Source organism: Streptomyces sp. NPDC017056 (assembly GCF_044332485.1).
In the GTDB taxonomy this organism is placed as follows: Bacteria; Actinomycetota; Actinomycetes; order Streptomycetales; family Streptomycetaceae; genus Streptomyces.
Window position 1 is genome coordinate 127,845 of the sequence record NZ_JBIRPD010000021.1, and the last position, 20,168, is coordinate 148,012.

The window sequence follows — 20,168 nt, forward strand, 5'->3', positions numbered from 1 at the left end:
TGTGACACCGTGGACGGGGGCAGTGACGCGTGCGCCGCTGCCCCCGTCACTTGACGCGGGCGCCCGCAATGGGTTGCATACGCTGTGTGATCGCGCACCGGGCTCCAACTGCCAGTTCCCGTACGTCCAGTAAGTACCTGCGGACCGGGAAGGCCGCGCCGTGGAACCGGTGATCGTCGTCGGGGCCGGACCCGTCGGCCTCGCGCTCGCCCTCTCCCTCGCCCGCCTCGACGTCCCGTGCCTCGTCCTGGACGAGGCCCCGGGCCCCGGCGACCCCCGGCCCGCCCGTACGGTCGTGCTGCGCCCCGACACCACCGCGCTCCTGAGCCGGCTGGGCTGCGGTCCCGCCCTTGACCAGGCCGGCACCCGGTGGACGGCCTGGCGCTCGGTGCGCCGCCGCAGGCTGCTGGAACGGGTGGAATTCGGCACCGACACCGCCTCCCCCGTACACGTGCCGCAGCACGCGCTGACCCAGGCCCTGCGGTCCGCGCTCACGCGCGAGCCCCTCGTCCAGGTCGTCGGCGGCTGCCGGCTGGACGAACTACGGCAGGACGAGCGCGGGGTCAGCGCCCACACCCGCGGCGCCAGCGGGATCTGGTGGCGCGGCAGTTACCTGGTCGGCTGCGACGGCCCCCGCTCCACGGTCCGCAAACTGCTGGAGATCCGCTTCCCCGGCCGTACGGCGGTCGAGCGCCACGCGGTGGCGGCACTCCGCACCGAACTTCCCTGGCCCGGCGAGGCGTTGCTGCACCGCGCGCCCGCGCGGCAGGGCGGCGGCGGCTCGGGCGGCGAGGTGACGGCCAGGCCGCTGCCCGGCGGGGTGTGGCGGCTGGACTGGCTGCTGCCGCCCGGCCGGGACCTGGTCACTCCTGACGCGCTGGTGGCCCGTATCCGCGATTCGCTGGCGGTGTGGACCGCCGAGGCGGCGGCGGGCACCGGGTCGGGCGCGAGCGCGGGCCCGGAGGTGCGCGCCGGCGCTGCGCCGGCGCACGCCCCCAAGGGCTCCGACGGCCCGCTCGTCCCGCCGTACGAACTGCTCGACACCGGCGTGCACACCGTCCACCACCGCCTGGCGCGGCGCTGGCGGCGCGGGCGCGCCTTCCTCGCCGGGGACGCGGCGCACCTACTCGGCGCGCTCGGCACCCAGGGCCTGGACGAGGGACTGCGGGACGCCGAGAACCTGGCGTGGAAACTGGCACTGGCCTGGCACCAGGGCGCTTCCGAAGCCCTGCTGGACAGCTACCAGGCGGAGCGCAGGGGCGCGGTCACGGCCCGGCTGCGCGCCGCCGACCAGGCGCTGCCGCTGCTGCGCGACGGCGAGCGCGGCGGCCGCTGGCGGACCGTGCTCCCCGGGGCCGCCCGCGGGCACACGGCCATGCTCACCGATGGGCACCTGGGGCGCGGACCGCTCGGCGCGCCCCCCGCGTACGCCCGCTCCCCGCTCGCGCCGGTCACCGATCCCGCCTGCACGGTGGCGGTCGGCACGCGGCCCGGCGCGCCGGTCGCCGACGTCCCGGTGACGGCCCCCGACGGCTCGCACGTACCACTGCGCCAACGGCTCGGCCGGGGACTGCTGGTGGTGCTGGTGGCGCCCGGCACGGGCGTGTGGGAGCAGCGGCACTGGAAGTCCGCCGGCCTGATGCCACGGCTGTCCAAGACGGTGACCGCACTGCCGATGCGGGCCGAAGTGCTGGTCGCGGAGGCGTATCCGGGCGCGGTCGCGCACACCGTGCTGGTCGTACGGCCGGACGGGCACCTGGTCGCGGCGCTGGGCGGCGTCCGCCCGGCGGAGCTGTACGCGTGCGCGGACGCGGTACGGGGCGGGGCGGCGGGGCCCGAAGGGCCGGGGAACGCGATGGGCGGGCCGGGGAACGCGACGAGCGGACCGGCGAACGCGACGGGCGGGCCGACGGGGCGGGCCGAGGCCGCCCTGGCTCTCCCGGCGGGCGGAGCGGGCGGTACGGCTTCCCAGGGGCCCGGGCCCTCCTTCGATGCGCGACCGGCCGACGAGCCGCCGCCTTCCGGAGAGCCGTTTCCGCATGTGGAGGGGGAGGCCGCCCGGGACGTCTCCGGGGCCGAGGTCCGATCGATCGGCGGTTGACCCTGCGGGAAGCCGCGTGCTTGACTCCGGAACGTGACGGAAAACGGTTCGCGATTCTGGCGGAGGGTCCATCTGGACCTGGTCCGCTACGCGGGCTGTGTGTGTCGTCCGTCCTGCTGATCCGCCTTCTTTCCCCGCGCGCCGCCGCGTCCCACGCCGCCCGCGCGCCCTTTCGCGATCACTCAGGACGGTTCCTGTGCCCGACGTACGTACTCCCGCGCGCCCGCGGCCTCCCGCCACCGGCGGACCCGGCGCCGCCGACCTCCTCGACTTCGTCCGCCGCACCGCCGCGGACGCCGTGCTCGTCGCCTCACTCCCCCTCGACCCCGAAGGCCGCACCTGGATCCGCCTGGACGGGCCCGGCGGCAGCGAGGCGTGGCTGATCGGCTGGCCGCCCGGCACGGGCACCGGCTGGCACGACCACGGCGGCTCGCACGGCGCGTTCGCCGCCGCCACGGGCGAACTGACCGAACAGTCGCTCGCCACCCAACTGCCCACCGAAGGCTGGAAGACGCTGGAACTGGCGGACGGCGTGGACCGGGAACGGAAGCTGGCCGACGGCCGCGGCCGCGCCTTCGGCCCCCACCACGTCCACCAGGTACTCAACATCTCCGAAGACACCCACGCCGTCTCGGTGCACGCCTACTACCCGCCGCTGCCGCTGATGCGGCGCTACAGCCGCACCGGCCCGGTCCTGCGGCTCGAAGAGGTCGAGCGCCCGGAGGACTGGTCGTGAGCGCGGTCGACGCACTTCTGGAGGCGGCGCGCGCCGAACTGGAACGGGTGACACCGCAGCAGGCCGCGACGCTCCAGCGGGACGGCGGGCTCCTGGTGGACATCCGTTACGCGGCCCTGCGTGAGCGCGACGGCACGATCCCCGGCGCGCTGGTCGTCGAGCGCAACGAGCTGGAGTGGCGCCTCGACCCCACGGGCGACCACCGCGCCCCCGAGGCCACCGGCCACGACCTGCCGATCGTGGTGATCTGCAACGAGGGTTACGCGTCGAGCCTGGCAGCCGTGTCCCTGCGCCAGCTGGGCCTGTACCGGGCAACGGACCTGGTAGGCGGCTTCCAAGCCTGGCGCACAGCGGGCCTGCCGATCTCCGCCTGAGGCACACGCACACGGGGACCGGCACACGGGGACCAGGCAAGCCTTCCGGCCCGGTCCCTGCCTGGAGGGGGGCTGGGGCTGCCGTACGAGGGCTGGGGTGGCGCTCGCCGTGCGGGGCCGGGGCGGCGCTCGCCGGGTCGGGGGACGTCCGGAGCGGGCCGTGCGGGGTCGGGGCGGGGTGCGTCCGGAACGGGCCGTACGGGGTTGGGTTACGTCAGGATGCGCCGGGCTCGGCACCAGCTTCGCCCTCACGCCCCGCCTCACACCTCGCTCCTACGCCTCTCCCCACGCCTCGCTCGTCTCACGCCTCTCCCTCACACCTCGGGCAGGTGATACTCCATCAGCTCCGGGTCCTCCCCCTCCTCCTCCAGCGCCTGCCGGACCACGCGCAGGGCCAGCCCCTCGGCGTACCCCTTGCGGGCCAGCATCCCCGCCAGGCGCCGTATCCGCTTCTCCCGGTCCAGGCCGCGGGTCGTCCGCAGCTTGCGGTCGACCAGCTCGCGGGCCGTGCGCTCCTCCTGCTCGGAGTCCAGCTGCCCGAGGGCCGTGTCCACCGTCGCCGGGTCGACGCCCTTGGTGCGCAGTTCGCGGGCGAGCGCGCGGCGCGCCAGCCCTCTGCCGTGGTGGCGGGACTCCACCCAGGCGTCCGCGAACTTCGCGTCGTCGATCAGCCCCACTTCCTCGAAGCGGGACAGCACCTCCTGCGCGGCCTCCTCGGGGATGCCCCGCTCGCGCAGGGCGTCCCCGAGCTGCTTGCGCGTCCGCGCGGACCCGGTGAGCAGGCGCAGGCAGATCGCCCGCGCCTGCTCCTCGGGCGTACGCGGCGGCCCCGCCTCGGCCCTCGACGAGGAGAAACCACCGCCGTCCTTGCGTTTCCTACGGTTCTCGGCGCCGCCCGCGGCGCTGCCGCTCCCGCCCCGGCCTTCGTCGCCGTCACGCCCCCCGACGTGACCGGCTCCGCCACCGTGGCCGAAGCCGTGGTCGTCGGGCCATTCCGTTCGCCGCGTCACGGTGGACTAGCTCTTGGCCGCGGCGGCCTTGGAACCCTTGGCGCCCTTGGCGGCCGGTGCCGGTACGGACTTGGCCGGGGCCTCCGCGCCGGCCTCCGCACCCGCCGCGTCCGCGCCGGGCTCCGCCAGTTCCTGCGGCTTCACGCCGATGCCCAGCTTCTCCTTGATCTTCTTCTCCACCTCGTTGGCGAGGTCGGGGTTGTCCTTGAGGAAGTTGCGGGCGTTCTCCTTGCCCTGGCCGAGCTGGTCGCCCTCGTAGGTGTACCAGGCGCCGGACTTGCGGATGAAGCCGTGCTCCACGCCCATGTCGATCAGGCCGCCCTCGCGGCTGATGCCCTGGCCGTACAGGATGTCGAACTCGGCCTGCTTGAAGGGCGGGGCGACCTTGTTCTTGACGACCTTGCAGCGGGTGCGGTTGCCGACCGCCTCGGTGCCGTCCTTGAGGGTCTCGATACGGCGGATGTCGATGCGCACCGAGGCGTAGAACTTCAGGGCGCGGCCACCGGTCGTGGTCTCCGGCGAGCCGAACATCACGCCGATCTTCTCGCGGAGCTGGTTGATGAAGATCGCGGTGGTCTTGGACTGGTTGAGCGCGCTGGTGATCTTCCGCAGCGCCTGGCTCATCAGACGGGCCTGGAGACCCACGTGGGAGTCGCCCATCTCGCCCTCGATCTCGGCCCGGGGCACCAGCGCGGCGACCGAGTCGATCACGATGAGGTCGAGCGCGCCGGAGCGGACCAGCATGTCCACGATCTCCAGGGCCTGCTCGCCGTTGTCCGGCTGGGACAGGATCAGCGCGTCCGTGTCCACGCCCAGCTTCTTGGCGTACTCGGGGTCGAGCGCGTGCTCGGCGTCGATGAAGGCGACGGAGCCGCCGGCCTTCTGCGCGTTCGCCACCGCGTGCAGGGTCAGGGTCGTCTTACCGGAGGACTCCGGGCCGTAGACCTCCACCACACGGCCGCGCGGGATGCCGCCCACGCCGAGGGCGACGTCGAGGGCGGTCGACCCGGTGGGGATGACCTCGATGGGCTCGTTCGGGCGCTCGCCCATGCGCATCACGGCGCCCTTGCCGAATTGCCGTTCAATCTGTGCGAGTGCGGCGTCCAGCGCCTTCTCGCGGTCAGTGCCTGCCATGGCTTCCACCCGGTTTGCTTGAGTCGATCGCTTCACGTCCATGACGCTAACGCCTGCCACTGACAATGCGCCCGGACCCGGCTCCGGCCTGTGGATAACTCCCGGAAACTCGGGCGGAAACACGGGTCGGACGTCCCATAAGAATAGACGTTCGATTTTGGTGTCAAGCGCACCACGCCCGCCCCGCGCGCCGCGCGCTGATCGCGGAGTTCGCAAGCCGCACCAAGCAGCCCGTACGAGGACGCCTCGGCCGCCCCCGAGGCCGTGCAGCCCATCGTCGATATGCCGCCCGGGACGTCACCGTCACAGGCGGCGGCAGCGGGATCGCGGCCGCGGCGCCGCGGCCATCGGCCCTCGCACTCCCCTAGGCATCCTTCTTGCCGTCCCTGCCGTCCCTGCCGTCCCTGCCGTGCTTGTCCCCCTCCTCGCCGGTACCGCGCTCGTCCAGCGGCGCGGCCGGCGGCTCGGCGTGCAGGGAGTGCCGCAGCCGCCGCAGGGCCGAGGAGGCGCGGCGGCGCCGCGCGCCGCCCTGTACCCGTACGTCGTCCGTGACCTCGTACCGCTTCACGTACGCCCCGAGGAACGCCTGCAGCGTCGCGGTCGCCGGGATGGCGATCAACGCGCCGACCGCGCCCATCAGAGCCGTACCGGCGATCACCGATCCGAAGGCGACGGCCGGGTGGATGTCCACGGTCTTGGCCGTGATGCGCGGCTGGAGGAGGTAGTTCTCGAACTGCTGGTAGACCACGACGAACCCGAACACCCACACCGCGTACCAGGGATTGACGGTGAAGGCGATCAGGATCGGCAGCGCGCCCGCGAGGTAGGTGCCGATGGTCGGGATGAACTGGGAGACCAGGCCCACCCACATGCCGAGCGCGGGGGCGTACGGGACGCCCAGGATCTCCAGCAGGACGTAGTGCGCGATGCCGGAGATCAGCGCCATCAGACCGCGGGAGTACAGGTACCCGCCGGTCTTGGCGACCGCGATCTCCCAGGCGCGCAGCACCTCGGCCTGCCGGGACGGCGGCAGGACGGAGCACAGGGCGCGGCGCAGCCGGGGGCCGTCGGCGGCGAAGTAGAAGGAGAAGAGCGCCACGGTCAGGAGGTTGAACAGGCTGCCCAGGACGGTCGCGGAGACGGCGAGGACGTTGTTGGCGCTGTCCTGGACGTACTTCTGCAACCAGTCGGATTTGAGCAGGTTGTTCTGCACCTCGACCCGCGAGAGGTGGGTGTGGAAGGTGGTGTTGATCCAGCTGATCACCGAATCCAGGTACTGCGGGAACTCCTGCACCATGGTGGCGATCTGCCCCGCGAGCATCGAGCCGAGGAGCGCGAAGAAGCCCGCGGTCCCGACGAGTATGCCCAGGAACACCAGGCCGGTGGCGGCTCCGCGCCGCAGGCCGCGGGCGGCCATCCAGTCCACGGCCGGCTCGACGGCCAGGGCGAGGAAGAAGGCGATCAGCACGTTCAGCAACAGCGAGATCAGTTGGTGGAACGCCCAGCTGGCGAGCTGGAAACAGGCCACGAGGGCGAGCGCCAGCACCATGGCGCGGGGCAGCCAGCGTGGCATCCGCGCTGCGGGCTCGCCGGGTCGTCGGTCGTCGTGGCTGGTGGGATTCTCGGTCGCTGGCACGGGCCAAGTGTCGCGCACGGGACTGACAACCCCCGCCCTGCCCCGCTCGCCGCGTCCGTCCGGTACCGCTCGATACCTCCGTGCGGGCGCTTCCCGGCCCTCCCGGCCCTCCCGGCGCCCCGCCCGCCCCGCGGCTCAGCGCTTGTCGTACGGAACGTCCATCGTCACGCAGACCACCCGCCAGACCTCCTTGGCGTCCCATCCGGCCGCCAGCGCCTCGTGGACGGTCCGCCCGCCGAGCCCCGACATCACGTGATCACGCGCGAAGGAGTCGGCGTAGGACTCGCCGAAGTGCTCCGCCATCCGCTCCCAGAAGTCCGTCAACCGCATACGTTCCGCTCCCGCACTCACTCTGACCTGCACGTTCCTCGTACCGCACCGCCCCCGTCGCCATGCCGGCGCGACGTCGTGTCCGCACGTCGGGCATGGAGTGCGTGTAGGTACGCAGCGTAAAGCCCGGGCCGGTGTGCCGAAGCCGCGCCCGCTGCCGGAAGGCCGTCAACCGCGTACCTCCCGCCCCCCGCCCCTGAGAGTGCAGCCGCGCCGCTGCCGGTGTCGGTGGGCGGCCGCGGCCCTACCGTCGGGGCATGGCGGAAAACGGAGCACCACAGCCGACCTCACTGGCGCGTGCCGAGCGCTTCATCTGGCTCACTGCCCGGGTGCTCGAACAGCGCCGCTTCGCGTACCACTTCCTGGACGGGACGGCGGACGGCGTCGAGGCCGCGCTCGCCGCGTACGCGAACCCCGACGGCGGCTACGGGCACGCCCTGGAGCCCGACCTGCGAGGTCCGGTCAGCCAGCCGCTGCACGCGGCGCACGCTCTGTATGTCCTCGACCTCATCGGGCGCTGCGGCGGGCAGCGGGCCGAACGGGTCTGCCGGTACCTGACCGAGGTGTCGACCGCGCAGGGCGCGCTGCCCGCCGTGCACCCCTCCTTGCGCGGGTATCCGGCCGCCCCGTGGCTCCCGGTGCCCGACGCCCCGCCGAGCGATCTGCTGGCCACCGGGCCCGTCGTGGGTCTGCTGCACCGCAACGAGGTGTGGCACGCGTGGCTGTTCCGGGCCACGGACTTCTGCTGGCAGGCGGTGGAGTCCCTGGAGAGCACCCATCCGTACGAAGTCGAGGCGGCGCTCGCCTTCCTGGAGGGCGCGCCGGACCGGCCGCGTGCCGAGGCGGCAGCGCACCGTCTGGGCGTGCTGGTGCGCGGGCAGGGGCTGGTCCTCCTGGAGCCGGACGAGGCGGCGCACACTCCGGTCTCCGAAGGCTACGCACCAGGTGAGCACCACTTCGCGTACGACTACGCGGCCGCGCCTGACGCGCTCGCCCGCCGCTGGTTCACGGACGCGGAGATCGACCGGGCCCTGGGCCACCTAGCCGCCCTCCAGGAGGAGGACGGGGGCTGGCCCTTGAACTGGCGTGTGTGGACTCCCGGGACGGCCCTGGAAGCCCGCCCGATGGTGACGGTCAAGGCACTGCTGACCCTGCGCGCGTACGGACGTCTCACTGTCCGGTAGCGCGCTGGACGCCGAACCCGTTCACGTCCCACAGCAACAGCGCGGTCGAAGTCGCCTAGCGCGGCGGCCGCCCTCGCGGCTGCCGGGACACCAGACTCGTGCCATCGGGGCCGGCCGGGGGTTCCGGCCCGGCACGGGTGTCCGGCGCATGTGAGGAGCCGTTCGGCATGGCGGATGGCAGTACGCGGCACAGTCCGGACGCGGACGGTGCCGGGGGCGCGCCCAGGGCCGCCGGAGCATGGCGCACCACCTGGCTGTTGATCGCCTTCATGATGATCAATTCTGCCGACAAGACGGTGCTGGGTCTGGTCGCCAACCCGGTGATGGCCGACCTGCACCTCACCCGCGAGCAGTTCGGCACCGCGTCCGCCGCGTTCTTCGCGCTGTTCAGCCTGGCGGCGCTCGGCGGGGCGTTCCTCACCCGCACGGTGCGCACTCCGGTTCTCCTGCTCGCCATGGCGCTTCTGTGGTCGGCGGCCCAGTTGCCGATGCTGTTCGCCGCGGCAGGCTTCGGCGTCCTGGTCGCCACCCGGGTGCTCCTGGGCGTGGCGGAGGGGCCCGCGACTCCGGTGGCCGTGCACCACCTGCACGGCTGGTTCGAACAGCGGGACCGTACGCTCCCCACCGCCGCGCTCCTGGTGGGCGCGACAGCGGGCGTCGCCGTCGCGGCGCCGGTACTCGGGGCGGTGACCCACTCCTGGGGCTGGCGCTGGGCGTTCGGTGTGGTCGGCCTGGCGGGGCTGCTGTGGGCGGCGCTCTGGCACCGGTACGGCAAGGAAGGGCCGCTGGCGCCCCCGGTGGGGCGGCGGCCCGCCGGTGCCGTCTCCGAGGACGGCAACCCGGTCCCGTACCGGAAGCTGCTGCTCTCCGGTACCTGGCTGTCGGCCGCCGCCGGCACCTTCGCCGCCTACTGGACGGTGTCGGCGACGCTCACCTGGGCCGCCGACTATTTCCAGGAGGTCGGCGGGCTCGGGCTGCGGCAGGCCAGCCTGCTGATCATGCTGGCCGCGCTGGCCAAGGGCGCCGCGATGCTGGTCCACGGCCTGCTCGTCCAGCGCGCCGGCCGGCGCGCGGCAGCCGGCCTGCGCCCCCACATCCCGCTCCCCTCAGGGGTGAAGAACGGGTTGGTGCTGCTCCTCTCCGGGGCGGCCACCCTGGCCTTCGCCGCGACGGACGTGCTGTGGCTGAAGGCCGTCCTGCTGCTCGGGCCGATGGCCGTCTCGGACATCATCGTGACGGTGGCGCAGACCTCGATTTCCCGGATCTCCCCCGCGGAGCGGCGCGGCGTCGCCCTCGGCACGCTGACCTGCGTCTTCGCCCTCGCCGGCATCCTGGCGCCGCCGCTCACGGGGCGGCTGGCGGACGCCGGGGAGACGGTCGCGGACGGGTACCTCCGCGCGTACGGGGTGATGGCGGGCCTGGTGATCGCGGCGGGTGTGGTCGTGGCGCTCTTCCTGCGCCCCGAGCGGGACGCACGGCGGCTGGGGGTGCCGGAGGCCACGCTTCCGAGGGCCGGGGAGGCGGCCTAGGAAGGAGAGCCGCCGTCATCCCCAGAGCCGCCGCACCCCTGAGACACCGTCACCCTGGGCCTCCGTCACCCGCCCAGCGCCCGCACTCCCGCCGTAACCGCCACCGCGACCGCCACGACCAGCAGGAACGGCGCGCGCAGCAGCAACGCCACCACCGCGGCTCCGATGCCCGCCACCTTGGCGTCGACCAGGAGGTACTGCCCGTCGCTGAAGGTCTCCTGTGCGGCGAGTGCGGCGAGCAGGGCCACCGGCAGCAGGGCGGCGAGGCGTTTGACGAGCGGCCGTTCCAGGGCGCCGGCCGGCACCAGGAGGCCGAGGTATTTCACCAGGTAGCAGCCCACGGCGGTGACGCCGATCGCGATCCAGACGCTCACCGTGCATCCCCCTCTCGCACGTCCTTCTCTCGTATGTCCGTCTCTCGCGCGTCCGTCTCTCGCGCGTCGCCGGCCGCTGCCTCCCGTGCGCCCGCCCGTCCCGCATCCGGGGTACGCGTACGGCCCCCGCGGCCCTCCAGGCAGAGGACGGCGGGCGCGGCCAGCGCCGCGACGAGCACCGGAACTCCCGCCGGCAGCAGCGGCATCGTGACCAGGAGGAGCACGATCGCGAGCCCCGCCGCGACCCGCTCGACGACCTGCTTGAGCATGGGCGCGAGCAGCGCCACGAAGACCGCGGGGCCGGCCGCGTCCAGCCCCCAGGCGTCCGTGTCGCCGAGGGCCTCCGCCCCCATCGCGCCGGCGAGGGTGGTGAGGTTCCACAGGGCGTACAGGGAGAGTCCGGTGACTGTGAACCCGAGGCGCGCGCTGCGCCGGTCCGGCTGGGCCAGGGCGACGGCCGAGGTCTCGTCGATGATCCAGTGGGCGGCGAACGGCCGGACCGCCGCCCGGTAGCCGAGGAGGCCGGACAGCCGCAGCCCGTAGAACGCGTTGCGGGTGCCCAGGAAGAACGCCCCGGCCGCCGCGGTGAATGGATTGCCGCCCGCGGCCAGCGCGCCGACCAGCGCGAACTGCGAGGCTCCGGTGAACACCAGCAGGCTCAGCGCGCAGGATTGCAGCAGTGTCAGGCCCGCGCCCGCCGAGGTCACCCCGAAGGCGAAGCCGGAGAGGCCGACGGCGACCCCGACGCCGAGCGCGTCCCTGACGACGGCGGAACCGGGCTTGTCCGCGGCGCGAAGCGGCTCACCTCCCGCTTCGCGCCCAGGTATCAGTGGCTGCTCCGCCTGCTCTATCTGCTCCGTCTGCTCTATCCGCTCTGTTGGCTTTATCTGCTCTGTTGGCTCTGTTTGCTCTGTCTGTTGTGGCACGCGTCGGACACTAGGAAGGCGCGTGGTCCGCGGTCTTGTACGTTCTTGCGCCCACCGCCCGCTCGCGCCGGTACGCGCCCGGCGGCACGCCCACGATCCGGGTGAAGTGCCGGTTCAGGTGCGGCTGGTCGGTGAAGCCGACGGCGACGGCCGCGTCCGCCGGCGCCGTTCCCGCGTCCAGAAGGCGGCGGGCGCGGCGCACGCGGGCGTCCGTGAGCCAGGCGTGCGGCGGCATCCCGTACGCCTTCTTGAAGGCGCGAAGCAGGGCGAACGGGCTGGTGCCCAGCTCGCGCGCCAGCTCCTCCAGGGACGGCGGCGCCGTCAGCCGTTCTTCCAGGAGGGCCCTGGCGCGTCCGGCCGTGCGCGCCCCTGCCGCGGTGGGCGTACGCACCGGCAGCGGGCCGCCGTGCCGCCGCAGCAGCCGGGCGACCACGATCCGCAGCAGGCTGTCGGCGGCGAGCGCGTTGCCCTCCTCGGCCGCGCGGTGCACTCCGTGCACCAGGCGTACGGCCTCGGGGTCGTCGGCGACCGTCTCGGCGAACCCGACGGTGCCGGTCAGCGTGGTCGTCTCGGCGGCGATATCGGCGACGAGCCGCGCGGAAGGGTAGAGCGTGAAGTACGCCCACCCTTCCGGGGCGCCGGCCTGCGCGGTGTGCGGCACCTCCGGGTTGATCATGACGATGCCGCCGTGCCCGGCTTCCAGGACGCCGTCCGGCAGCCCGACGCGTTCGACGCCGCCGGTGACGCCACCCAGGACGTAGCCGTCGTGCGAGTGGCGGGGGAAGGCGTGCCGGACGTAGCGGGCGCGCAGCAGGTCCAGGCCCGGCAGCCCGGCGTACTGCCAGTGCCGGGCCCACTCCCCACCCGTCCGTCCGGTGTCCTCCGCCCCGTGTCCGATCATGGCGTCATTGTGCTCCCGCGCGGCGGGCCGCGGGCCGCGCGTCCAGTCGCCGGACGGGCCGGGACACCCGCCATCACCGCTGGTCAACGGCGGGTCACCGTCGATTGTCAGTGGTCCGTAGCACGATGGGGGGCATGGCCAAGGCAGCGCTCGACTCGTTCTCCCCCGCGACCCGCGACTGGTTCACGGGGGCGTTCCGCGCGCCCACCGCCGCGCAGGAGGGCGCCTGGCGGGCCATCGGCGAGGGCTCCGACGTGCTCGTGGTCGCGCCGACCGGCTCCGGCAAGACCCTGGCCGCCTTCCTGGCCTCGCTCGACCGGCTCGCGAGCGTGCCCCCGCCCGCCGAGCCGAAGAAGCGCTGCCGGGTGCTGTACGTGTCCCCGCTCAAGGCCCTCGCGGTCGACGTCGAGCGCAATCTGCGCAGCCCGCTGACGGGCATCCGCCAGGAGTCCGTCCGCCTCGGGCTGCCCGAGCCCGACATCCGGGTGGCCATCCGCTCCGGCGACACCCCGGCCGCCGAGCGCCGTGCGATCGCCACCAGGCCGCCGGACATCCTCATCACGACCCCCGAGTCGCTGTTCCTCATGCTGACCTCCTCGGCCCGGGAGGCGCTGGAGGGCGTCGAGACGGTGATCGTGGACGAGGTGCACGCCGTCGCCGGCACGAAGCGCGGCGCCCACCTCGCGCTCTCCCTGGAGCGGCTCGACCGGCTGCTGCCGCGTCCGGCCCGCCGTATCGGCCTGTCGGCGACGGTGCGGCCGGTGGAGGAGGTCGCCCGCTATCTGTCGCCGCAGCGCCGGGTGGAGATCGTCCAGCCGCCGTCCGGCAAGGAGTTCGACCTGTCGGTCGTGGTCCCTGTCGAGGATTTGGGCGAGCTGGGCGGCTCCCCCGTCAAGGAGGGCGACACCGGAGAGAAGCCCTCCATCTGGCCGCATGTCGAGGAGAAGATCGCCGACCTCGTCCAGGCCCACCGCTCGACGATCGTCTTCGCCAACTCCCGGCGCCTCGCCGAGCGCCTGTGCAACCGGCTCAACGAGATCGCGTACGAGCGCGCCACCGGCGAGGCGCTGCCCGAGGACCACTCCCCCGCCGAGCTGATGGCCGAGGCGGGCGCCGCCAAGGGCGCGCCCGCGCTGCTGGCCCGCGCGCACCACGGCTCCGTGTCCAAGGAGCAGCGCGCCCAGGTGGAGGAGGACCTCAAGGCGGGCCGGCTGCCCGCCGTGGTCGCCACGTCCAGCCTGGAGCTGGGCATCGACATGGGCGCGGTCGACCTGGTGGTCCAGGTGGAGTCCCCGCCGTCGGTCGCCTCCGGCCTCCAGCGGGTGGGGCGCGCCGGCCACCAGGTCGGCGCGGTCTCGCGGGGCGTGGTCTTCCCCAAGTACCGCGGCGACCTGGTGCAGGCCGCCGTGGTCACGGAGCGGATGCGGTCGGGTTCCATCGAGTCCCTGCGCGTCCCCGCCAACCCGTTGGACGTGCTGGCCCAGCAGCTCGTCGCGATGGCCGCGATGGACACCTGGGACGTGGCGGAGCTGCTGGCCCTGGTGCGCCGTGCGGCCTCCTTCGCGACCCTGCCCGAGTCGGCGTTCAACGGCGTCCTGGACATGCTCGCGGGCCGCTACCCCTCCGACGCCTTCGCCGAGTTGCGGCCCCGCGTCGTGTGGGACCGCGTGGCGCAGACGGTCACCGGGCGGCCGGGGGCGCAGCGGCTGGCCGTCACCTCCGGCGGCACGATCCCCGACCGCGGGCTGTTCGGCGTCTTCCTGGCCGGTGCCGACCCGAAGAAGGGCGGTGGCCCATCAGATGCTGCGGCGCGAAGCGCCTCCACTCGGGGTGGCGGCGGGCGACGGGTGGGCGAGCTGGACGAGGAGATGGTCTACGAGTCCCGCGTCGGCGACGTCTTCACGCTCGGTACGACGTCCTGGCGCATCGAGGACATCACCCGTGACCGGGTGCTGGTCTCCCCCGCCCCCGGGGTGCCGGGACGGCTGCCCTTTTGGAAGGGCGACCAGCTGGGCCGCCCCCTCGAACTGGGCCGCGCGCTGGGCGCGTTCCTGCGCGAGATCGGTTCGCTCTCCCCGGAGGCCGCCCGCGAGCGGCTGGCCGCCGCCGGCCTGGACGACTGGGCGGCGGGCAACGTCCTCGCGTACCTCGCCGAGCAGAAGCAGAGCTGCGGCCATGTGCCGGACGACCGCACCATCGTGGTCGAGCGCTTCCGTGACGAGCTGGGCGACTGGCGGGTGGTGGTCCACTCGCCGTTCGGCGCGCAGGTGCACGCTCCCTGGGCGCTCGCCCTCGGGGCGCGCCTCGCCGAGCGGTACGGCATGGACGCGCAGGTCATGCACGCCGACGACGGCATCGTGCTGCGCCTGCCCGACGCGGACCTGATGGGCCTGGACCTGCTCGACAGCGACACCGGCGACTTCGACCCGGCGGCCCGCGGCATCGAGTACGACCCCGAGCAGTCCCCCGTCGGCGCCGCCGACGTCGTCTTCGACAAGGGCGAGGTCGACCGGGTGGTCACGGACCAGGTGGGCGGCTCGGCGCTGTTCGCCTCCCGGTTCCGCGAGTGCGCGGCCCGCGCCCTGCTGCTGCCCCGCCGTACCCCCGGCAAGCGCACGCCTCTGTGGCAGCAGCGCCAGCGCGCCTCCCAGCTCCTCCAGGTGGCAGGCGAGTTCGGGTCCTTCCCGATCGTCCTGGAGGCCGTCCGCGAGTGCCTCCAGGACGTCTTCGACGTGCCCGGCCTGGCGGAGCTGATGGGCGACGTGGAGGCCCGCCGGGTCCGCCTCGTCGAGGTCACCACCCCGGAGCCGTCCCCCTTCGCGCGCTCCCTGCTGTTCGGCTACGTCGCCCAGTTCCTGTACGAGGGCGACTCCCCGCTCGCCGAGCGCCGGGCCGCCGCCCTCTCCCTGGACTCCCGGCTGCTCGCCGAGCTGCTCGGCCAGGCCGAACTGCGCGAGCTGCTCGACGCGGACGTGCTGACCGAGCTGGAGAGCGAGCTCCAGTGGCTGACCGAGGACCGCCGGGTCAAGGACGCCGAGGGCGTGGCCGACCTGCTGCGGATGCTCGGGCCGCTCACCGACGCCGAACTGTCCGAGCGGGGCGCCGATCCCTCATGGGTACGGGAGCTGGCGGCCGCCCGCCGGGCCATCACCGTCCGCATCGCGGGCCAGGACCACTGGGCCGCCATCGAGGACGCGGGCCGGCTGCGCGACGCCCTCGGTACGGCCCTGCCGGTCGGCGTCCCCGAGTCCTTCACCGAGCCCGTCAAGGACCCCCTCGGCGACCTCCTGTCCCGCTACGCCCGTACGCACGGCCCGTTCACCTCCGACCAGGCCGCCGCCCGCTTCGGCCTCGGCACGGCCGTCACGGACGGCGCCCTCCATCGGCTCGCCGCAGCAGGCCGCGTGGTCCAAGGGGAATTCCACCCCTCCGGAATCGGCCAGGAATGGTGCGACGCCCAGGTGCTCCGCCGCCTGCGCCGCCGGTCCCTGGCCGCGCTGCGGCACGAGCTGGAGCCCGTACCGCCCGCCGCGCTGGCGTCCTTCCTCCCGCAGTGGCAGCAGGTGGGACACCTGCTGCCCCCGGCGCAGCACGGTGCGGCGGCGCGGCGCGGCGGGTCGTACAGCCTGCGCGGCATCGACGGCCTGGTCCGCGCCGTCGAGCAGTTGCAGGGTGCCGCCGTGCCCGCCTCCGCCCTCGAAAAGCTGGTCCTGCCGTCCCGGGTCGGCGACTACGCCCCGGCGATGCTCGACGAGCTGACCTCCACCGGCGAGGTGCTGTGGGCCGGCGCCGGCGCGCTTCCCGGCAAGGACGGCTGGGTCTCCCTGTATCTCGCCGACACCGCCCCGCTGCTCCTGCCGCCACCGCACCCGCTGGAGCTGTCCCCCCTGCACCACTCCGTCCTCCAGGCCCTCGCCCCCGGCTACGGCCTCTTCTTCCGCCAGCTCGCCGACCAGGTCCGCGCCACCACCCACCCCGAGTGCACGGACCCCCAACTGGCCGACGCCCTGTGGGACCTGGCCTGGTCGGGCCGCCTCACCAACGACACCCTCGCCCCGCTCCGCGCGCTGCTCGGCTCGGGCCGCACGTCCGGTTCCACCGCCCACCGGGCCAAGCGCGCCGTCCCCCGCGGCCGGTACGGCACGCTGTCCGCCGCCACCGGCCGTACGGGCCGCCCCACCGCCTCCCGCTCCGGCCCGCCGACCGTCGCCGGACGCTGGTCGCTGCTCCCCGACGCCGAACCGGACCCCACCCACCGCGCCCACGCCCTGGCCCGCACGCTCCTGGACCGCCACGGCGTCGTCACCCGCGGCGCCGTCGCCGCCGAGGGCGTCGAGGGCGGGTTCTCCGCCGCGTACCGGGTCCTGGCCGCCTTCGAGGAGACCGGCCAGGCCCGGCGCGGCTATGTGGTCGAGGGGCTGGGCGCGGCGCAGTTCGCGATGGACGGCGCCGTCGACCGGCTGCGCGCGGTCAACACCAGCCGGGAGCGCAGCGCCGACGAGTTCGCCCAGGACGATGCGCCCACGCAGGGAAGCCGCCGTACGACCGGGCCGCAGCGGGCGCTGGTGCTGGCCGCCGCCGACCCGGCGAACGCGTACGGTGCCGCCCTGTCCTGGCCCGAGCCGCCCGACGGCTCGACGCACAAACCGGGCCGCAAGGCGGGCTCGCTCGTCGTCCTCGTCGACGGCGAGCTGACGCTCTACATGGAGCGCGGCGGCAAGACGCTGCTGGCCTGGACGCAGTCCGCGCCGGACGCCGCGCCCGATGGCGGCTCACCGGCCGGCACCCGCATCCGGCTCGCCCTCGAAGCCCTCACCGACGCCGCCCGCGCGGGCGCCCTCGGCACGATCACCGTGGAGCGCGTGAACGGCGCCGCCGCCCTCACCGCCCCGCTCGCCCCCGCCCTGGAGGAAGCCGGCTTCCACCCCACCCCGCGCGGCTTCCGCCTGCGCCCCTGACCCCGCAGGGCCGCGCCCGCCCGCGCCCGGCCCTGCGCCCCCGTACCCGGCACAATGGCCCCATGCCCGAAGGCGACACCGTCTGGCGCACCGCCCGCCGCCTGCACGAAGCGCTGGCCGGTAAGCCGCTGACCCGCTGCGACCTGCGTGTGCCGAAGCTGGCCACCACCGACCTGTCCGGCCGTACGGTTCTGGAAGTGGTACCGCGCGGCAAGCACCTGCTCACCCGCGTCACGGGTGGCCTGACCCTCCACTCGCACCTGCGCATGGACGGCGCCTGGAAGATCTACGCACCGGCCGAACGCTGGCGCGGCGGCCCCGCCCACCAGATCCGCGCGATCCTCGCCACCGCCGACCGCACCGCCGTCGGCTACCGCCTCCCCGTCCTCGAACTCCTGCACACCGCCGACGAGGCGGACGCCGTCGGCCACCTGGGCCCCGACCTGCTGGGCCCCGACTGGGACCCGGCCGAGGCCCTGCGCCGCCTGCTCGCCGACCCGGACCGCGCCCTCGGCGAAGCCCTCCTCGACCAGCGCAACCTGGCGGGCATCGGCAACGTCTTCAAGTGCGAGCTGTGCTTCCTGCTGCGCGCCTCGCCGTGGCTGCCCATCGGCCGGCTGCCCGCCCCGGAGCGCGCGACCGCCCTCGCCAAGAAGCTCTTGGAAGCCAACAAGGACCGGCTCGCCCGCGTCACGACGCCGAGCGCCCGCCCGGACCGCCGCCAGTGGGTGTACGGCCGCGCCGGCCGCCCCTGTTTCCGCTGCGGCACACCGATCCGTACCGGGGAGCAGGGCCCGGCCACCCAGGAACGCGTCACCTTCTGGTGCCCCGCCTGCCAACCGGACGACACCACCCCGCCGAACGGCAGCAGCCCGCCGGACGGCGGCAGCCCGTAACGGTCAGCCCCAACCTGCTCGACACGCAGGCCAATTCTCGACACGCAGGCCAATTGACGGGATCGCCGAGACCGGGATCGCCGAGACCGGGGCCACCGTGCACGGCGCCGACCGCGCCCAGGTCGCCGCCTCGCACCGGTCCGGGTCCGCATGCCCATGACCGCCCGGCACATGACCGCCCGGCACACGGCCGGAGAACGGCAGCACGCCGGAGCGCCATGATCCGCAGAACTCCCCTGGGCCGGGTGGGTGAGGCCGCCGACGCCGCCCACGCCGTCCGACGCCGCCCACGCCGTCCTACGTCGCCCACACCGTCCCGCATCCGGCCTCGGACGCCTCGGCCCTCACGACCGGCCGGATCCGCCGCCCCAACGGCGGCGTCGCCATGCCCTGGTGACGCCGTCCCGCAGCACGTCCTCGGCGCGCCCGAGAACCCGCCCGAGGAACCCGTCGTCCCGGTGCCCGCTTCCGGCCCGCCCGCGCTCCGCCCACGGCACGCAGTGCACCGGCAACAGGCTCAGCCCCCATCCCCCCGCCGCCACCGCCCCCTCGACGATCCCGGGCGTACCGGGCCAGAGCGTCAGCCGCAGTACCGCCCACCACCACAAGCCCCCGAAAGCGGCCCCGGCCACCAGCCGGGCCGGGGATATGCCGGACCGGGCAAAGAACGCGTGCCAGTTCATGGCTGCCTCCTCCGGTCGACGCTAGACGGGCGCAACCGTCCAGCGGGAGGGCGCACCGGGGCACAACCGGCGCGAACGGGTGGACGAGGCCGGCTCGTCCCTGCTCGTCCTCAGTGAGCTCCGCTGATCTCTGTCTTCCCGGCATTTTCGCCCGGCTCCGCACGCGCCGCATCCAGGCCGCCCGCCCCGGCCGCGTGCCGGGCCCGGCACGCGGACCGTTCCGGCTCCGGCCCGTACCTCCCCGGTCCGCCGTTCGTCTTCTCATACGCTGCACTGAGTGATCACCGCCCCGACGGCAGGCACAGCCGAGATCCACCGAACGGAGACCGTCCGTGAGCGCCGATTCCCCCGCCCGCGAGCTGCGCATCGGGACCCGTACGAGCCCTATGGCCCTCGCCCAGACCGCCCACGTCGCGCAGCTGCTGCACCGGCTGGACCCGGCGCTGCGGATCGAGACCGTCCCGGTGCAGACCGAGGCCGATCTCTGGCACGGCGACCTGTCCGGCACCGGGGGCAAGGGGCTGTTCGTCAAGGCCATCGACGCCCGGCTGCAGAGCGGCGAGATCGACCTCGCCCTGCACTGCCTCAAGGACGTGCCCGGCGACGTTCCGCTGCGTGAGGGCCTGGTCGTCGCCGCCCATCTGGAGCGCGCCGACGTCCGGGACGCCCTGGTCGTGCCCGAACACGCGACGGCCCGCGGTCTGGACGACCTCCCGTCCGGTGCCCGGGTCGGCACCGCCTCCGTACGCCGCCGGGCCCAGCTCCTGCGCGCCCGCCCCGACCTGCGGATCGTTCCCGTACGCGGCGCCGTCGGCACCCGGCTGGAGCTTCTGGACGGCAAGCGGGAGGACACCGGCCCCGGGCTGGACGCCCTGGTCCTGGCGGCGGCCGGACTGCACCGGCTCGGCCTGGACCACCGGATGCGGCAGGTCTTCGAGACCGACGCGATGCTGCCCGCGGTCGGCGCCGGCGTCCTGTCCCTGGAGTGCCGCCGTCAGGACACCGCCGTCGCCGCGCTGCTCGAACAGCTCAACCACGAGCCGACCCTCACCGAGGCGACCGCCGAGCGCGTCATGCTCCAGGGCCTGCGGGGCCACTGCAACAGCCCCATCGCGGGGTACTGCGTCACCGGCCCCGACGGGCGGCTCTCCCTGCGCGGCATGGTCTTCTCCCCGGACGGCGCGGCGTTCGCCCAGGTGCATCTGCGCAGCGACCCGCCGCACGACCCGGCCGCCCTGGGCGCACACGCCGCCACCGAACTCCTCACCCAGGGTGCCCGCGCTCTGATCGACACCGGGACACCCCTGTGAAAGGGCGGCCATTCGGCCGGGCAATTCCGCGATTCCCGGTTTCCCCAACCCCGGCGCCGGGGTGCCGCGGGGCCGGGCGTACGCTC

General features: G+C 74.2%; 17 protein-coding genes. 9 read left to right on the plus strand and 8 right to left on the minus strand.

All coding sequences use genetic code 11. The features are described from left to right. Positions 1-160 precede the first annotated feature (160 nt). The 4 genes from ACH4OW_RS31525 (at position 161) to ACH4OW_RS31540 (ending at position 3,211) form a co-directional block, all read left to right on the plus strand. Complete coding sequence (locus ACH4OW_RS31525; protein ID WP_398031198.1) at positions 161-2,101, plus strand: FAD-dependent monooxygenase; 1,941 nt, start codon at positions 161-163, stop codon at positions 2,099-2,101. 33 nt (positions 2,102-2,134) lie between these two features. Further along, positions 2,135-2,221, plus strand: coding sequence for a putative leader peptide (locus ACH4OW_RS31530; protein ID WP_324607239.1), 87 nt, complete (start codon positions 2,135-2,137; stop codon positions 2,219-2,221). A gap of 76 nt (positions 2,222-2,297) precedes the next feature. Next, positions 2,298-2,837 (plus strand): cysteine dioxygenase, encoded by a 540-nt coding sequence (locus ACH4OW_RS31535; protein ID WP_398031199.1) that lies wholly within the window; start codon positions 2,298-2,300, stop codon positions 2,835-2,837. Then, positions 2,834-3,211: a rhodanese-like domain-containing protein gene (locus ACH4OW_RS31540; protein WP_360138805.1), complete on the plus strand. Its 378-nt coding sequence runs from the start codon at positions 2,834-2,836 to the stop codon at positions 3,209-3,211. Before ACH4OW_RS31535 ends, ACH4OW_RS31540 begins: the two co-directional genes overlap by 4 nt. Positions 3,212-3,525: 314 nt before the next feature. Here the strand turns inward: ACH4OW_RS31540 and recX are convergent, their stop codons facing one another. The 4 genes from recX to ACH4OW_RS31560 all read right to left on the minus strand — a co-directional run bounded on the left by recX (position 3,526) and on the right by ACH4OW_RS31560 (position 7,321). Further along, positions 3,526-4,221, minus strand: coding sequence for a recombination regulator RecX (gene recX, locus ACH4OW_RS31545; protein ID WP_398031201.1), 696 nt, complete (start codon positions 4,219-4,221; stop codon positions 3,526-3,528). Positions 4,222-4,227: 6 nt separating this feature from the next. Then, a complete protein-coding gene (gene recA, locus ACH4OW_RS31550; RefSeq protein ID WP_360138799.1) occupies positions 4,228-5,355 on the minus strand; it encodes a recombinase RecA in 1,128 nt (375 codons plus the stop codon). 364 nt (positions 5,356-5,719) lie between these two features. Next, on the minus strand, positions 5,720-6,991 hold the full coding sequence (locus ACH4OW_RS31555; RefSeq protein ID WP_398031204.1) for an AI-2E family transporter: 1,272 nt from the start codon (positions 6,989-6,991) through the stop codon (positions 5,720-5,722). Between the two features lie 135 nt (positions 6,992-7,126). Beyond that, a complete protein-coding gene (locus tag ACH4OW_RS31560; protein WP_360138793.1) occupies positions 7,127-7,321 on the minus strand; it encodes a DUF3046 domain-containing protein in 195 nt (64 codons plus the stop codon). A gap of 257 nt (positions 7,322-7,578) precedes the next feature. Between ACH4OW_RS31560 and ACH4OW_RS31565 the strand changes: the two genes are divergently transcribed. Both ACH4OW_RS31565 and ACH4OW_RS31570 read left to right on the plus strand, forming a co-directional pair. Next, positions 7,579-8,505: a hypothetical protein gene (locus ACH4OW_RS31565; RefSeq protein ID WP_398031206.1), complete on the plus strand. Its 927-nt coding sequence runs from the start codon at positions 7,579-7,581 to the stop codon at positions 8,503-8,505. A 167-nt stretch (positions 8,506-8,672) separates the two neighbouring features. Then, on the plus strand, positions 8,673-10,034 hold the full coding sequence (locus ACH4OW_RS31570; RefSeq protein WP_398031208.1) for an MFS transporter: 1,362 nt from the start codon (positions 8,673-8,675) through the stop codon (positions 10,032-10,034). A gap of 65 nt (positions 10,035-10,099) precedes the next feature. Here ACH4OW_RS31570 and ACH4OW_RS31575 read toward each other — a convergent pair whose 3' ends face one another. The 3 genes from ACH4OW_RS31575 to ACH4OW_RS31585 form a co-directional block, all read right to left on the minus strand. Next, the gene (locus ACH4OW_RS31575) at positions 10,100-10,408 is read right to left on the minus strand and encodes an AzlD domain-containing protein (protein WP_398031209.1); all 309 of its coding nucleotides are present in this window, start codon (positions 10,406-10,408) and stop codon (positions 10,100-10,102) included. Beyond that, positions 10,405-11,238, minus strand: a complete 834-nt coding sequence (locus ACH4OW_RS31580; RefSeq protein ID WP_398031236.1) for an AzlC family ABC transporter permease — start codon at positions 11,236-11,238, stop codon at positions 10,405-10,407. The genes ACH4OW_RS31575 and ACH4OW_RS31580 overlap by 4 nt, the downstream gene beginning before the upstream one ends. 106 nt (positions 11,239-11,344) lie before the next feature. Next, positions 11,345-12,235 (minus strand): AraC family transcriptional regulator, encoded by an 891-nt coding sequence (locus ACH4OW_RS31585; protein ID WP_398031211.1) that lies wholly within the window; start codon positions 12,233-12,235, stop codon positions 11,345-11,347. 134 nt (positions 12,236-12,369) lie between these two features. On the opposite strand from ACH4OW_RS31585, the gene ACH4OW_RS31590 reads away from it, so the two are divergent. Together ACH4OW_RS31590 and ACH4OW_RS31595 are read left to right on the plus strand one after the other, a co-directional pair. Next, positions 12,370-17,193: an ATP-dependent helicase gene (locus tag ACH4OW_RS31590; RefSeq protein ID WP_398031212.1), complete on the plus strand. Its 4,824-nt coding sequence runs from the start codon at positions 12,370-12,372 to the stop codon at positions 17,191-17,193. 62 nt (positions 17,194-17,255) lie between these two features. Continuing rightward, positions 17,256-18,089 carry an Fpg/Nei family DNA glycosylase gene (locus ACH4OW_RS31595; RefSeq protein WP_398031214.1) on the plus strand — a complete coding sequence of 278 codons (834 nt, stop codon included), beginning with the start codon at positions 17,256-17,258 and terminating at the stop codon, positions 18,087-18,089. Positions 18,090-18,433: 344 nt separating this feature from the next. On the opposite strand, the gene ACH4OW_RS31600 is transcribed toward ACH4OW_RS31595, so the two are convergent. Further along, positions 18,434-18,772, minus strand: a complete 339-nt coding sequence (locus ACH4OW_RS31600) for a hypothetical protein (protein WP_398031216.1) — start codon at positions 18,770-18,772, stop codon at positions 18,434-18,436. 332 nt (positions 18,773-19,104) lie between these two features. On the opposite strand from ACH4OW_RS31600, the gene hemC reads away from it, so the two are divergent. Beyond that, positions 19,105-20,082 carry a hydroxymethylbilane synthase gene (gene hemC / locus ACH4OW_RS31605; RefSeq protein WP_398031217.1) on the plus strand — a complete coding sequence of 326 codons (978 nt, stop codon included), beginning with the start codon at positions 19,105-19,107 and terminating at the stop codon, positions 20,080-20,082. The last annotated feature ends 86 nt before the right edge of the window (positions 20,083-20,168 follow it).